11 protein-coding genes are annotated in these 13,952 nt (G+C 66.6%); 1 reads left to right on the top strand and 10 read right to left on the bottom strand.

Going from position 1 to position 13,952, the window contains the following annotated elements:
* Positions 1-38: 38 nt before the first annotated feature.
* The 3 genes from IB229_RS21020 to pmbA all read right to left on the bottom strand — a co-directional run bounded on the left by IB229_RS21020 (position 39) and on the right by pmbA (position 3,361).
* Positions 39-1,415: a class II fumarate hydratase gene (locus IB229_RS21020; RefSeq protein WP_192331888.1), complete on the bottom strand. Its 1,377-nt coding sequence runs from the start codon at positions 1,413-1,415 to the stop codon at positions 39-41.
* Positions 1,408-1,803, bottom strand: a complete 396-nt coding sequence (locus tag IB229_RS21985) for a FagA protein (protein ID WP_225579282.1) — start codon at positions 1,801-1,803, stop codon at positions 1,408-1,410. Before IB229_RS21985 ends, IB229_RS21020 begins: the two co-directional genes overlap by 8 nt.
* 211 nt (positions 1,804-2,014) lie before the next feature.
* Entirely contained in the window at positions 2,015-3,361 is a 1,347-nt protein-coding gene (pmbA, locus tag IB229_RS21010) for a metalloprotease PmbA (RefSeq protein ID WP_192331887.1), read from the bottom strand.
* A 101-nt stretch (positions 3,362-3,462) separates the two neighbouring features.
* On the opposite strand from pmbA, the gene yjgA reads away from it, so the two are divergent.
* Entirely contained in the window at positions 3,463-3,984 is a 522-nt protein-coding gene (gene yjgA, locus IB229_RS21005) for a ribosome biogenesis factor YjgA (RefSeq protein WP_192331886.1), read from the top strand.
* 50 nt (positions 3,985-4,034) lie between these two features.
* On the opposite strand, the gene tldD is transcribed toward yjgA, so the two are convergent.
* Genes tldD through mreC form a run of 7 tightly spaced genes read right to left on the bottom strand, consistent with a single transcriptional unit; the run spans position 4,035 to position 13,929 of the window.
* Positions 4,035-5,492, bottom strand: a complete 1,458-nt coding sequence (gene tldD, locus IB229_RS21000) for a metalloprotease TldD (protein ID WP_192331885.1) — start codon at positions 5,490-5,492, stop codon at positions 4,035-4,037.
* Positions 5,489-6,343, bottom strand: a complete 855-nt coding sequence (locus IB229_RS20995; RefSeq protein ID WP_192331884.1) for a carbon-nitrogen hydrolase family protein — start codon at positions 6,341-6,343, stop codon at positions 5,489-5,491. Before IB229_RS20995 ends, tldD begins: the two co-directional genes overlap by 4 nt.
* 55 nt (positions 6,344-6,398) lie before the next feature.
* Positions 6,399-10,232, bottom strand: coding sequence for a YhdP family protein (locus IB229_RS20990; protein ID WP_192331883.1), 3,834 nt, complete (start codon positions 10,230-10,232; stop codon positions 6,399-6,401).
* Between the two features lie 33 nt (positions 10,233-10,265).
* Positions 10,266-11,723: a ribonuclease G gene (gene rng, locus IB229_RS20985; protein WP_192331882.1), complete on the bottom strand. Its 1,458-nt coding sequence runs from the start codon at positions 11,721-11,723 to the stop codon at positions 10,266-10,268.
* A gap of 50 nt (positions 11,724-11,773) precedes the next feature.
* A complete protein-coding gene (locus tag IB229_RS20980) occupies positions 11,774-12,373 on the bottom strand; it encodes a Maf family protein (protein ID WP_192331881.1) in 600 nt (199 codons plus the stop codon).
* Positions 12,374-12,424: 51 nt separating this feature from the next.
* Positions 12,425-12,913, bottom strand: coding sequence for a rod shape-determining protein MreD (mreD, locus tag IB229_RS20975; RefSeq protein ID WP_192331880.1), 489 nt, complete (start codon positions 12,911-12,913; stop codon positions 12,425-12,427).
* Positions 12,913-13,929 (bottom strand): rod shape-determining protein MreC, encoded by a 1,017-nt coding sequence (gene mreC, locus IB229_RS20970; protein ID WP_192332028.1) that lies wholly within the window; start codon positions 13,927-13,929, stop codon positions 12,913-12,915. Before mreC ends, mreD begins: the two co-directional genes overlap by 1 nt.
* Positions 13,930-13,952: the final 23 nt, after the last annotated feature.

The following is a 13,952-nucleotide window of genomic DNA, read 5'->3' as shown; positions in this document are numbered from 1 at the left end:
ATCCGCCTCCTCGCTGGCGTGGTTTGATGAGTGCGCCTTTACAGGCCGCCCTCAGTGAGTTTTTCCGGATTGAGCAGCTGTTCGAGCTGCTCGCGGCTGAGGTCGGTGTGCTCCAGCGCGACCTCGATGATCGGTCGACCCTGCTTGTAGGCCTGCTTGGCGATGTCGGCAGCCTTGAGATAGCCGATCAGCGGATTCAGCGCGGTCACCAGGATCGGGTTGCGCTCCAATGCTTCGCGCAGCTTCGGCTGATTGACGGTGAAGCTGGCGATGGCGCGATCGGCCAGCAGGCGGCTGGCATTGCTCAGCAACTCGATGCTGTGCAGCAGGTTCTGCGCGATCACCGGCAGCATCACGTTCAGCTCGAAGTTGCCCGACTGCCCGGCGATGGCGATGGTCGCGTCGTTGCCGATCACCTGAGCAGCAACCATCGCGGTGGCTTCCGGGATCACCGGGTTGACCTTGCCCGGCATGATCGAGGAGCCCGGTTGCAACGCTTCCAGTTCAATCTCGGCGAGGCCGGCGAGCGGCCCGGAGTTCATCCAGCGCAGGTCGTTGGCGATCTTCATCAGCGACACGGCGGTGGTTTTCAGTTGCCCGGAGACGGCCACGGCGGTGTCCTGCGAGCCGATCAGGGCGAAGAAGTTGGCGCCAGGAGTGAATGGCTGGCCGGCCAACCCCTTGAGTTCGGCGCAGAAGCATTCGGCGAAGCGCGGGTGGGCGTTGATCCCCGTGCCGACGGCCGTGCCGCCTTGGGCCAGGGCCTGCAGGCTCGGCAGGAGCATGCGCAGGTGCTCGATGTTGGCCTGGATCTGCTGCGCCCAGCCGTCGAGTACCTGGCTCATGCGCACTGGCATGGCATCCATCAGGTGGGTGCGACCGGTCTTCACATAGGGCTGCACTTCCAAGGATTTTTCGCAGAGCACGGTCAGCAGGTGGCCGAGGGCCGGCAACAGGCGCTCGTGGATCTCGATGGCAGCACTGACGTGGATGGTGGTGGGGATGATGTCGTTGCTGCTCTGGCCGCAGTTGACGTGGTCGTTGGGATTGACCTTGTCGCCGAGGATGCGGCTGGCAAGGGTGGCGATCACTTCGTTGGCATTCATGTTCGAGCTGGTACCCGAGCCGGTCTGGAAGATATCCACCGGGAAGTGCGCCATGAAGTCGCCATCCAGCAACTGCTGACAGGCGGCGGCGATGGCGTCGCCGAGCGCCGGGCTGATCTGTTCCAGGTCGACGTTGGCCCGCGCCGCCGCGGCCTTCGCCAGGATCAGGGCACGAATGAATGCGGCCGGCATGCGCTGCCCGGACACCGGGAAATTGTTCACCGCACGCTGGGTCTGTGCGCCGTACAGCGCGTCGGCGGGGACCGCCAGTTCGCCCATGCTGTCGTGTTCGATGCGGGACTCATTCATACGGATTTCCTTCTGCCAGTTCAGATGATGTGAGGGAGGGCTGCAGGTGCAGCGTGGCCAGGCGGTTGCGCAGGCGATTGAGGCTGTGTTGCTGGCGACGGCTTGCAGCGAGGTGTTGCAGGGCATACAGCGAGCGGTAGGCGTGATCGAGGCAGAGGCTGCGCCAGTGCCAGGGCAGTGCGGCATCGCAGGCGGTATCGAGGAGCAGATTGAGGGTGGTCAGCGACATCCGCCACGGCCCGAGCAGGCCGTGCTCGACCAGTTCCCGACCCTGCGCCCAGTACAGCTCCAGCAGGCGCGGCTCGTCGGGCAGCAACGCGCAGCGGATACGAAAACCCTGCCAGAACCAGCAGTCCAGGCACGGCGAATTACGGGAGCGAAACGCCATGGCACAGCCTCAGCACAATGAAACGATATTAATTCTTATTTGATAAGAATAATCAATACATTGTAGGACTGCACGAAGAAACCGCACGTACCGACCACACCGTGACGAACGGAGAAACACTCAGGGAAGGAAGGATCGGCACCCGCAGCGAGTGCCCGGGAGCCTCACCGCACGCCTGGAACGGCGTGCGGTGGTGTCGCAGCGGCAGCGATCAACTGCCGGCGACGGTCATCTTCTCGATCAGCACGGAGCCGGTGCGGATGTTGCCGCGCAGCTCGAGATCGCTGCCAACGGCGACGATCTGCCGGAACATGTCACGCATGTTGCCGGCAATGGTCACTTCCTGGACCGGGAACTGGATCTCGCCACGCTCCACCCAGAAACCGGCAGCACCGCGCGAGTAGTCGCCGGTCACCATGTTCAGGCCGTGGCCCATCAGCTCGGTGACTAGCAGGCCGCGCCCCATGCGGCGGATCAGCGCTTTCTGGTCCTCGTCGCCATGGCTGACGAACAGGTTGTGCACGCCGCCGGAGTTGGCCGTGCTCGGCAGGTTCAGCTTGCGCCCGGAATAGGTGCCGAGGATGTAGGACACCAGCTCGCCATCGGTGACGAAGGGCTTGGCATAGGTTGCCAGGCCGTCGCCGTCGAAGGTCGCACTGCCCATCGCCCGCGGGATGAGCGGGCGCTCGTCGAGGGTCAGCCACTCGGGGAACAGACGCTGCCCCAGAGCACCTTCGAGGAACGAGGATTTGCGGTACAGGTTGCCGCCGGAGATCGCACCGAGGAAGCTGCCGAACAACCCGGTGGCCAGCTCCGCGGCGAACAGCACCGGGACTTCGCAGGTCGGCACCGCGCGCGCACCCAGGCGTGCCGCCGTACGAGACGCGGCCTGGCGGCCGATCAACAGCGGGTCGGCGAGCAGCTCGCCCTGGCGATTAACGTCGTACCAGTAGTCTCGCTGCATCTGCCCTTCACCCTCGGCGATCATCACGCAGCTGAGGCTGTGCCGGGTGCTGGCGTAGCCGCCGATGAAGCCGTGACTGTTGCCGTACACGCGACAGCCTTGGTGGGTACTCAGGGTGGTGCCGTCGGCATTGCTGATGCGCGGGTCGGCGGCGAATGCGGCGTCCTCACAACTCAGGGCCAGTTCGATGGCGCGCTCGGGCGTCACCGACCAGGGGTGATAGAGGTCCAGGTCCGGCAGTTCGCGGGCCATCAGCGCCGCGTCGGCGAGACCGGCGCAATCGTCTTCCGAGGCGTGCTTGGCGATGGCCAGGGCCGCGGCGACGGTTTCGCGAATTGCTGCCTCGCCGGTGGCAGAGGTGCTCGCCGAGCCCTTGCGCTGGCCGACGTAGAGGGTGATGCCGAAGCCTTCGTCCCGGTTGAATTCGACTGTCTCGACTTCGCGCTGGCGCACCGTGGTGGACAGGCCCTGCTCCACTGACACGGCAACTTCGCAGGCACTGGCGCCCTGGCGGCGCGCTTCGGCGATGATCTGTTCGACCTGAGCCTGCAAGGCCGGCAACGCCTGCGGGCCTACGCTATCTGCTGAACTCATGCTGCACTCCACTGATGGGGAACCCTCCCCGCCGCTGCGGGAACAGGGACAGGCAACCCCCGACTCGTTATCATGGCGGCGTTTCCCTCTGGACCGCCCCCATGGCTGATTCTTACGACGACGACTTCTCCGGCGAGAAGAGCAAGACCCAGGTCAAGCGCGAGCTGCATGCGCTGCAGGACCTCGGTCAGCGCCTCACCACCCTCAAGCCCGACCTGCTGGCCAAGCTGCCGCTCACCGATGCCATGCGCAAGGCCCTGGCCGAAGCGCCGAAACACACGGCCAATGCGGCGAAAAAGCGCCACGTCCAGTTCATCGGCAAGCTCATGCGCGAACAGGACGTCGAGGGCATCCTCGCCCTGATCGACCAGGTCGACAGCTCCACCCGCGAATACAACGAGCGCTTCCACAACCTCGAACGCTGGCGCGACCGCCTGATCACCGGTGACGACACCACGCTGGAAAGCTTCGTCGTCGATTACCCGGAAACCGACCGCCAGCACCTGCGCAGCCTGATCCGTCATGCCCAGCACGAAGCGGCGCGGAACAAACCGCCAGCCGCCGCGCGCAAGGTCTTCAAATACATCCGCGACCTGGACGAAACCCAGCGCGGCCTGCGTTAACCCTGCAAATCGGGTTAGCAGGCAACGCCTGCAGCCCGACCGAGCCATCCTCAGCTACCCGTGCCACCGACGGTAATCGCATCGATCTTCAGAGTCGGCTGGCCGACGCCGACCGGCACCGACTGCCCGTCCTTGCCACAGGTGCCCACACCGCTGTCCAGGGCCAGGTCGGTGCCGACCATCGACACCTTGCTCATCGCCTCCGGGCCGTTGCCGATCAGGGTCGCGCCCTTGACCGGCGCGGTGATCTTGCCGTCCTCGATGAGGTAGGCCTCACTGGTGGAGAAGACGAACTTGCCGCTGGTGATGTCGACCTGACCGCCGCCGAGGTTGGCGCAGTAGATCCCCTTCTTCACCGAGCGGATGATTTCTTCCGGGTCGCTCTCTCCGGCAAGCATGTAGGTGTTGGTCATGCGCGGCATCGGCAGGTGCGCGTAGGACTCGCGGCGACCGTTGCCGGTACGCGCCACGCCCATCAAGCGGGCGTTCAGCTTGTCCTGCATGTAGCCCTTGAGCACGCCGTTCTCGATCAGTGTGGTGCAGCTGGTCGGCGTGCCTTCGTCGTCGACACTCAGCGAACCGCGGCGACCGGCCAGGGTGCCGTCATCGACGATGGTGCACAGGCTGGAGGCGACCTTCTCGCCGACCTTGCCGCTGTAGTTGGAGCTGCCCTTGCGGTTGAAGTCGCCTTCCAGGCCGTGACCGACCGCCTCGTGCAGCAGTACGCCGGACCAGCCGGCGCCCATCACCACCGGGAAGGTCCCGGCGGGTGCCGGCTGCGCCTCGAGATTGACCAGCGCCTGACGCAACGCCTCGCGGGCATAGCCCATGGCGCGGTCCTCGGAGAGGCCGCCGGTTGCCAGAAAGTAGTTGTAGTCGGTCCGCCCGCCACCACCGTGACCGCCACGCTCGCGGCGACCGTTCTGCTCGACGATCACGCTGACGTTGAAGCGCACCAGTGGCCGGATGTCGGCACCCAGGCTGCCGTCGCTGGCCGCGACGAGGATACGGTCCCAGACGCCGGCCAGACTGACGGTGACCTGCTTGACCCGTGGATCGAGCGCCCGCGTGGCCACGTCGATGCGCTTGAGCAGCTCGACCTTGGCCGCCCGATCAAGCACTTCCAGCGGGTTGTCCGCTGCGTACAACGGGGTGATCGCCGGGCTGCTGAAGGCCTGCACGCGGCCTTCCTGGCCGGCACGCGAGATCGAGCGCGCGGCGCATGCCGCCTGGCTCAACGCATCGGCGGTGATCGCATTGCTGTAGGCGAAACCGGTCTTCTCGCCGGACTGCGCGCGTACGCCGACGCCCTGATCGAGGTGGAAGCTGCCTTCCTTGACGATGCCATCCTCCAGCACCCAGCTCTCGGTGATCTGGCTCTGGAAGTACAGGTCGGCGGCATCGATGCCGGGGCCGGCGAGCTCGCCGAGAATGCTCGGCAACTGCTCGATGCTCAGACCGCCGGGGGCCAGCAGGTGATCGCTGACCGATAACAACATGTCACTCATAACGTCTCCGTAGGCGCCGGCCCTGGATCGGCCGGGGCAAAAAATCGTCGGTGGCCCGCCACCGGCATGCGCTGGCGGATCGCCGCCTGCTCGCTGGCGTCACGTGATGCCAGCAGTACCGCCTCGCCCTGAGGCTGCTCGGCCAGAACCTGTCCCCAGGCGTCGACGATGGTCGAGTGGCCGTAGGTTTCCCGGCCGCCGGGATGAGTGCCGCCCTGCCCCGCCGCCAGCAGGTAGCACTGGGTCTCGATGGCGCGGGCACGTACCAGCACCTGCCAGTGCGCCGCGCCGGTCACCGCGGTGAACGCGGATGGCGCGCTGATCAGCTCCGCACCGGCGCTGCGCAAGGCGCTGTACAACTCGGGGAAGCGCAGGTCGTAGCACACCGTCAGGCCCAGGCGGCCGACCGGGGTATCGGCGACCACCACGCGCGCACCAAAGGCGTAGTCGTCCGACTCGCGGTAGCGGCCACGGGAGTCGGCCACGTCGACATCGAACAGGTGCAGTTTGTCGTAGCGCGCCACGCGCTCGCCGTGCTCGTCGACCAGCAGGGAACAGGCGTGGGCCTTGCCGGCGGGCTGGTCATCGGGCGGCAATGGCAGCGTGCCGGCCACTATCCATAACCTGAGGTCGCGCGCGGTCTGTTTCAACCACGGCAGGATCGGCCCCAGGCCGGCGACCTCGTCACGCCCGAGCTGGGCGAGGTCGCGACGCCCCATGGCGGCGAAGTTTTCCGGCAACACGGCGAGGCGCGCACCATCGGCCGCGGCCTGTTCGAGCAGGCGGCGAGCGGTGGCAAGGTTGGCCAGCACATCGTCCTGGCTGACCATCTGAATCACGGCGAGCGACATGAACACTACCGACTGGGTGATGCCTGCATGCTACCCCATGTCAGCCGGCATCACCTCAATGGGGTTTCTCGAACGGCTTGTCGAAGGTGATCTCGGGGTTCTTCATCGTGCCTTCGACCTTGTACTGCACGCTGGCGAAACGCGCGACGCGATCACCCAGCAGCTTGTCGACGACGAACAGCGCGCCGCCGATTGCCGGGGCACCAACGATCAACGCTGCCAGCGGCAGGTTGTTGGTTACCGGCAGCGTCACCAGCAGTTCGGCATCGATACGGTCCTTGACCATGTCCAGGGTGCCGTCGAGCTCCAGACCGGTGGACGGTCCTTCCATCTTGATCGGATCGCGGGTGACGAACACGCCGTTGTTAGCCACCAGCACGCCCTTCACCTGGTCGTAACTGAGGCCCTTGCCAAGCAGGTCGGAGAAGTCCAGGCGCAGGCGCCGGCCGATGGAGTTGAAGTTGAGCAGGCCGAACACCCGCAGCGCCGTTGCCGAACCCTGCACCTCGACGAACTGGCCGTCACGCAGGCTGGCATCGAGGCTGCCACTGAAGCGCTTTAGGCTGAACCAGGCCGGCGAGCCGGGCCAACGGCCATCTGCATCCACACGGAAACGCTTGCTGGTCGCGCTCGGCGCGAAGTGCCAGGCGAGCAGCACATTGCTCAGGTCCTTGCCCTCCATGCGCCCTTTGTACCAACTGGTCGTCGAACCGGGTGCGCCCTCCCAGCCACCGCTGCCCTTGAGCAACAGGCCCTTGAGGTCGATGGACAGCTCGCTGAAGGCCACGCCGTTGGCATTCGGACGCGCTTTCAGCGACCAGGCACCGAGCAGCTGATCGCCCTGCAACACGCGGTCGATGCGCACGTCCACGGCAGGCACCTGACGCGGATCGAAACTGGCCAGCGGGTCGGGCTCGTCTGGCGCCTGTTCCTCGCTCGGTGGTCTCGCCGGCGGAAAGGACAGGCGCTGCAGGTTGACCACGATCGGCGCCGCCTTGGCATCGGGCAGCAGGACATTGCCCTGCAACAGGCTGCTGTCCAGGTCCAGCGACCAGGTGCCATCGCCCCGCGCCAGTTGCAGCGACAGGTCCTTGAGGTCCTGGCCAAGGCCGACGAAGTGGCCGATGCGCAGGTCCGCGCCGCGGAACACCTGCATGGCCGGGCGCGCGGTCTGCTCGCCGGTATAGGGTTTGACCGCAGCCTGCCAGGCATTCCAGTCCAGCTCGCTGATGCTGCCGTCGACACGCAATCCCTTGCCGCCCGGCAGGCTGGCGTCGCCGCCACCGAGGCGCAACTGACCGCGGCCTTCCATGATCTGCCCGGCGGGCGAGGCGAAGGCCAGCTTGGCCAGCTCACCGTAGTTCAGCCAGTAGCGGCGCTCGGCGCCTTGCAGGGTCATGCGCCAACTGGTCGGCACGCTCTGCTCGGCGCTCTTGCCGTACGGGGCCGGCAGGTTGACGGCGAGGCCCTTGAGGTCGGAGTTGATGCGCAGCTGGCTGTCGGCACCGTCCAACACCAGGTTCAGCGCATAGGGCACTTCCCCCGCGAGCGGCAACGGCTTGGTCGCCCCAAGCCAGCCTGCGAGATCCTTCAGCGGCACGCGGCCATTGGCTTCGACGCGGCTGCGCGCCTTGCCGCCGCTGCCCTCGGCCAGTGCCTTGCCGCGTACCGCACGGCCAAACACCTGGGCGCGGATATCCGGCGCACTGAGACCGCGCGCGGTGTCGTAGCGGAAATCACCCTTGATCTGGCGCAGGTCGAGATTCAACGTACTCAGTTTCAGGTTGGCGTTGTCGCTGGCAAAGTCCACCTTCACCGCCGGCGGCTGGCCCTGCACCAGCGGAATGTTCAGGTCGAGCTTGCCCTGCAGCGCGCCGTCGCCACTCCAGCCGGCGAACACGTCGGCGGTGCCCAGCGGCGTTTCCTGCAGGATCTTCAGCGCATCGGGCACGCTGCTTTGCAGGTTGCCGGTGATCAACAGGCGGCTGGTCTGCCCCGCGTCGACGTGCGGCACCGCGACATCGACATCGCTGACCTGGCTCTCCAGCAGAAGCCCATGCGGCGCCCGCACCCGCACGCCACTGTCTTCGATCAGCACTTCGCCACGGGCGTCACGCAGGGCCGGCCAGCCCGGCTGGAACGCCAGCTCGGCATCGTGCACGCGAAAATACAGGCTGAGCGCGCGCGAAGCGGCGTCCGCGCCCTTGGCCAGCGAGCCCTGGTACTGGAAATAACCTTCGTCGACCTTGCCGCCCCGAATCGCCGTGTTCAGCCACTCGCTGAGCTTGGGGCTCATGCCCGGCGACAGGGTCGGCAGGTACTTGCCGGTGAACTTGGCATCGCCGTCGCGGATGCCGACGCGCAGGTCCATGTAGTCCTCGCGCTCCGGGTCCTTGAGCAGGCGCACGAGGAAGTCGCCGGCGATCCGCCCCTCCTCGCCCACGACCTGCAGATACGGGCTGCGCAGGGTCAGGCCCTCGGCGTCGTAGTGCCAGTTGATCTGTGCGGCGGCCTGGCGATAGCGCCAGATCTCGGGAAACAGCTGGTCGAAATGCAGGCCGAAATTCTCGCTGACCGAACGCCCTTCGCCGTCCTCGATGTCGCCGACCACGCTGCCACTGACGTTCTCCACGGCGGGAATGCCATGCCACGGGCTGATGCTTACGCGCGTCAGGTTGCCGAAGTACTGCACGCGTTTGGCGTCGGTTCGGGTCGGGTGCACGTCGAGCTGAATGTTGCTCAGGGTGCCGCGCGGGTTGAGCGCCTGCAGCGCTTCGGCACCGGTCGGCGGCAATGGCGCCAGGGCCTGGATCACCCCGCCCAGCGGGTCGAGCTGCAGGCGATCGGCAGTGATGCGCCAGCGCTCGTCCTCCTCGCCTGCGGCCAGGCGGTGCGCAACGGCCAGTTTCACGTCGCCCCAACGGGTCTCGCCCAGGCTCAGCGCCAGGGAGTCGAAGAGCAGGTCGAAGCCACTCTCGGTGCGGGTGAAATAGCTGCTGAACACCAGGTCCTGCATCTCCACCGGCTTGCGTTCGGCATAGCCGGCCACCAGTTCGGGGGCATGCAAACGGGCCACCGCGCGCTGCACCTGGCCCTGTTTCCAGTCCAGCCAGAACTCGCCGCCGGCCTGCAGCTTCTGCAGGCGCCAGTCGCGAGTCAGGCCCTTGGGCAGCCAGCGCGCCCATTCGCTCTGCGGCAGGCTGACGTACAGTTCGGCCTCGCTGTTGCGCCACTCCGCGGGCTGCAGCCGGCTGCGCAGGCGCAGCGCCAGCGGCTGGCCGTCCGGCAGCAGCAGGCGGGCATCGATGCGCTGGCGCGTGGGGCCGTTGCGCAGGGTGAGGTTGGCGTAGGTAAAACTCAGCGGCGGTTGCTCGAAGGGTTCCAGGGTGATCTGGCTGTCGAGCAGCGACAGGCGCTCGATCACCTGCATGCCCTGCAGCACCTTCTGCGGGTCCATCGGCGCGCTCGGATCGCGCGTCGGCAGGCCTTCCACGCGCCAGGCGCCGCTCTCGTCCTGGCGCACGCTCAGCTGCAGGCCGTCGACCTGCAGGTGGGCGATCCGCGGCTTGCGCGCCAGCAGGCTGGCGAGCACATCCGGCACCACACGCACCTGGTCCAGGCGTACGCTGCTGGCGCCGCTGCCAATCATCACGTCGTGCGCCAGCAGCAAGGGCGAGCCGCCGCGCCAGCGCCCTTCCAGGCTGCCGATGCTGACCGGCATGTTCAGCGCGGTGGCAGCCTTGGCCTGCACCTCGTCTCGGTACTCGGCCACTAGCGGCACCAGCTCGCGGCCCAGGCTGACATACAGCGCGGCGAGCACCAGTACCAGCGCGCAGAGCCCCAGCGCACCGCGCAGCAGGGTGACCAGCAGACGACCCAGACGGTTCATGCGGCGCAGCGCCGTGGCATGATCAGCCGCATCTCAGAGCAGCACCACGTCGTACTGCTCCTGGGAGTACATGGTCTCGACCTGGAACTTGATGGTGCGACCGATGAAGGCCTCCAGGTCGGCGACGTTGCCCGACTCCTCGTCGAGCAGACGGTCAACCACCTTCTGGTTGGCCAGCACCAGATAACCCAGTGCCTGGTAGGCTCGCGCCTCGCGCAGAATCTCGCGGAAAATCTCGTAGCAGGTGGTTTCCGGGGTCTTCAGCTTGCCGCGACCCTGGCAGCTGCTGCACGGCTCGCACAGCACCTGCTCGAGGCTCTCGCGGGTGCGCTTGCGGGTCATCTGCACCAGGCCCAGCTCGGTGATGCCGATGATGTTGGTCTTGGCATGGTCGCGTTCGAGCTGCTTCTCCAGCGTGCGCAGGACCTGACGCTGGTGCTCTTCGTCTTCCATGTCGATGAAGTCGATGATGATGATCCCGCCGATGTTGCGCAGGCGCAGCTGGCGGGCAATGGCCGTGGCGGCCTCGAGGTTGGTCTTGAAAATGGTCTCTTCGAGGGTGCGATGGCCGACGAAGGCGCCGGTGTTGACGTCGATGGTGGTCATCGCCTCGGCCGGGTCGACCACCAGGTAGCCGCCGGACTTGAGCGGCACCTTGCGCTCCAGGGCGCGCTGGATCTCGTCCTCGACGCCGTACAGGTCGAAGATCGGCCGCTCGCCCGGGTAGTGCTCTAGACGGTCGGAGACTTCGGGCATCAGTTCGTCGACGAACTGGGTGATCTTCTGGAAGGTCTCGCGCGAGTCGATGCGGATCTTCTCGATCTTCGGGTTGACCAGGTCACGCAGGGTGCGCAGCGCCAGGCTGAGGTCCTCGTAGATCACGGTCGGCGTCTTCGCCGTCTGCATCTGCCCGGCGATCTGCTCCCACAGGCGACGCAGGTAGCGGATGTCGACGAGGATCTCGTCGGCCCCCGCGCCTTCGGCGGCGGTGCGCAGGATGAAACCACCGATCTCCTCGATACCCTCGGCGGCCACGCATTCGGCGACCACGCGCTTGAGGCGATCGCGCTCGGCTTCGTCCTCGATCTTCAGGGAAATGCCGACGTGGGCGGTGCGCGGCATGTACACCAGGTAGCGCGAAGGGATCGACAGGTGCGTGGTCAGGCGCGCGCCCTTGCTGCCGATCGGGTCCTTGGTCACCTGCACCACCAGACTCTGGCCTTCGTGCACCAGCGCGCTGATGCTTTCCACGGCACTGCCTTCGCGGGTGGAGATTTCCGCCGCATGGATGAACGCCGCGCGGTCCAGGCCGATGTCGATGAAGGCCGCCTGCATGCCGGGCAGCACACGCACGACCTTGCCTTTATAGATGTTGCCGACGATACCGCGGCGCTGGGTGCGCTCGACGTGCACTTCCTGCAGGACACCGTTTTCCACCACCGCCACGCGCGACTCCATCGGCGTGATGTTGATCAGGATCTCTTCGCTCATGCATCCCACTCTGCGCGATGAAACGACCGCTCGAACGCTGCGGCCACTTCTTAACTGTTGACCGGCAACGACTGCCAGCACGGAATTGCGAATTCGTTGAGCATCTGCGCGGTCTCGCACAGGGGCAGCCCGACCACTGCCGAATAGCTGCCCTGCAGCTGGCTGACGAAAATCGCCGCCAACCCCTGAATACCATAGCTGCCCGCCTTGTCCTGCGGCTCGCCGCTGGCCCAATAGGCCTCGGCTTCGCCGGGCTGCAGCGGGCGGAAACGCACCTGACTGGTCACCACCTGGGCGCTGCTGCGCGTGGCGCTGACCAATGCGACCGCAGTCAGCACCTGGTGTTCACGTCCCGAGAGCGACGCCAGCATCGCCAACGCCTCGGCGCGGTCCTGCGGCTTGCCGAGAATCTGCCCGTCGCGCACCACGGCGGTATCGGCCCCCAGCACCACGGCATCGCCCGCCAGGGCCAGAGTGGCCAGGCCGGCACGCGCCTTTTCCAGCGCCAGGCGCTCTACATAGCCATGCGCAGGCTCGTTGGGCAATGGGCTTTCGTCGATGGCGGCACTAAGCGTGATGAAGGGCACACCGATCTGGGTGAGCAATTCACGGCGGCGGGGCGACCCCGAGGCCAGGTAAAGCGTGGCCATGCAGACAGCTCCCTGTCGAAGTGTGGCGGTCGCGGCAGGCCCGCGACCGGATCAGTGCACGCCGAAGCGCTGTTGCAGCCCACGCAGGATGGCGAACACCCAGGGCCAGAGCAAGGCGCTGACCAGCGCCGGGAAGACGAATTCCAGGGTCGGCTGACGGTTGCCGGTCAGCGCGTTGAGCCACAGCTGCACCAGCTGGGCGAGGCCGAACACCACCAGCAGCACCAGGCTCTGCTGCCACATGGGGAACATGCGCAGGCGCCGGTGCAACGACAGCACGAGGAAGATGATTAACGTCAGCACCAGCGCGCTCTGCCCCAGCAACGTGCCGTTGAGTACATCGGCGAGCAGGCCGAAGATCCATGCCGAGGCCATGCCGACGCGATGCGGCACCGCCAACGTCCAGTAGGTGAGGAACAGCGCAACCCACAGCGGACGGCCGATCTCCATGAACTTGGGCATCGGCGCCACGCTGAGCAGCAGCGCCAGCGCCAGGCTGAACCAGATCAGCCAGCCATTGCGGGGACGTGAACCCACCATCAGCGAGCCTCCTGGTTAGTGGCCGGCGCTGCAGGTTGGGCGGCAGGCGCGGCCGGGGCAGCGGCTGGTGCAGCAGGCGGAGCCGCCGGGGCATTCGTCTCGGGGTTCGCCGGGGTTTGCGCGCCGTCGGTGCCGGCTTCACTGTCGGCAGCCTGCTGCGCCTCGGCGGCGGCCGTGGCGCGCTCTTCGGCGCTGCGGCGGTCGGTTTCCACCAGCAGCATGTGGCGGCTGCGGTTCAAGGCGGCGGTCGGCACGGCGCGGACGATGGCGAACGGCTGGCCGGAATCGTGGATCACTTCGCTGACGGTCGCCACCGGGTAGCCGGCGGGAAAGCGCTGGCCCATGCCGGAGCTGACCAGCAGATCACCAACCTTGATGTCCGCGGTGTCGGCGACGTGGCGCAACTCCATGCGCTCGGGGTTGCCTGTGCCGGCGGCGATGGCGCGCAGACCGTTGCGATTGACCTGTACCGGAATGCTGTGACTGGCATCGGTGAGCAGCAGCACACGGGCGGCGTAGGGCATGACCTCGACCACCTGGCCCATCAGACCGCGGGCATCGAGCACCGGCTGGCCGAGGAACACGCCATCCTTCTCGCCCTTGTCGATGAGAATGCGGTGAGTGAAGGGGTTGGGGTCGATGCCGATCAGCTCGGTGGCGATGACCTTTTCCTCGACCAGCGCGGAGGAGTTGAGCAGCTCGCGCAGGCGCACGTTCTGCTCGGTGAGCGCAGCAAGCTTCTGCAGGCGGCGCTGCAGCAGCAGAGCCTCGGTCTTCAGCTTCTCGTTCTCGGCGGTCAGTTCGCTGCGGCTGCTCAGCTCCTGGGTGGCGCTGTCCCACAGGGTGACCGGCAGGCGCGCCAGCCAGTACACCGGCTTGACCAGCAGGCCCATCTGCGCGCGCACCGGCTGCAGCACCTCGAAACGCGCATCGACGACCATCAGCACAGCCGAGAGCACGACCAGCACCAGCAGTCGTACGCCCAGCGACGGTCCCTTGGCAAATAGCGGCTTGATGGCAGGTCCCCTAGGACATGGTC

It is taken from the genome of Pseudomonas sp. PDM14, assembly GCF_014851905.1.
Lineage (GTDB): Bacteria > Pseudomonadota > Gammaproteobacteria > Pseudomonadales > Pseudomonadaceae > Aquipseudomonas.
This window is presented reverse-complemented; position numbering and strand designations above follow the sequence as displayed.

Coding starts and splice junctions, on each gene's coding strand:
- pmbA (WP_192331887.1), bottom strand. CDS start 3,361: ATGAGTTCAGCAGATAGCGTAGGCCCGCAGGCGTTGCCGGCCTTGCAG.
- mreD (WP_192331880.1), bottom strand. CDS start 12,913: ATGGTGGGTTCACGTCCCCGCAATGGCTGGCTGATCTGGTTCAGCCTG.
- rng (WP_192331882.1), bottom strand. CDS start 11,723: ATGAGCGAAGAGATCCTGATCAACATCACGCCGATGGAGTCGCGCGTG.
- IB229_RS20980 (WP_192331881.1), bottom strand. CDS start 12,373: ATGGCCACGCTTTACCTGGCCTCGGGGTCGCCCCGCCGCCGTGAATTG.
- IB229_RS21020 (WP_192331888.1), bottom strand. CDS start 1,415: ATGAATGAGTCCCGCATCGAACACGACAGCATGGGCGAACTGGCGGTC.
- tldD (WP_192331885.1), bottom strand. CDS start 5,492: ATGAGTGACATGTTGTTATCGGTCAGCGATCACCTGCTGGCCCCCGGC.
- IB229_RS21985 (WP_225579282.1), bottom strand. CDS start 1,803: ATGGCGTTTCGCTCCCGTAATTCGCCGTGCCTGGACTGCTGGTTCTGG.
- IB229_RS20995 (WP_192331884.1), bottom strand. CDS start 6,343: ATGTCGCTCGCCGTGATTCAGATGGTCAGCCAGGACGATGTGCTGGCC.
- yjgA (WP_192331886.1), top strand. CDS start 3,463: ATGGCTGATTCTTACGACGACGACTTCTCCGGCGAGAAGAGCAAGACC.
- IB229_RS20990 (WP_192331883.1), bottom strand. CDS start 10,232: ATGAACCGTCTGGGTCGTCTGCTGGTCACCCTGCTGCGCGGTGCGCTG.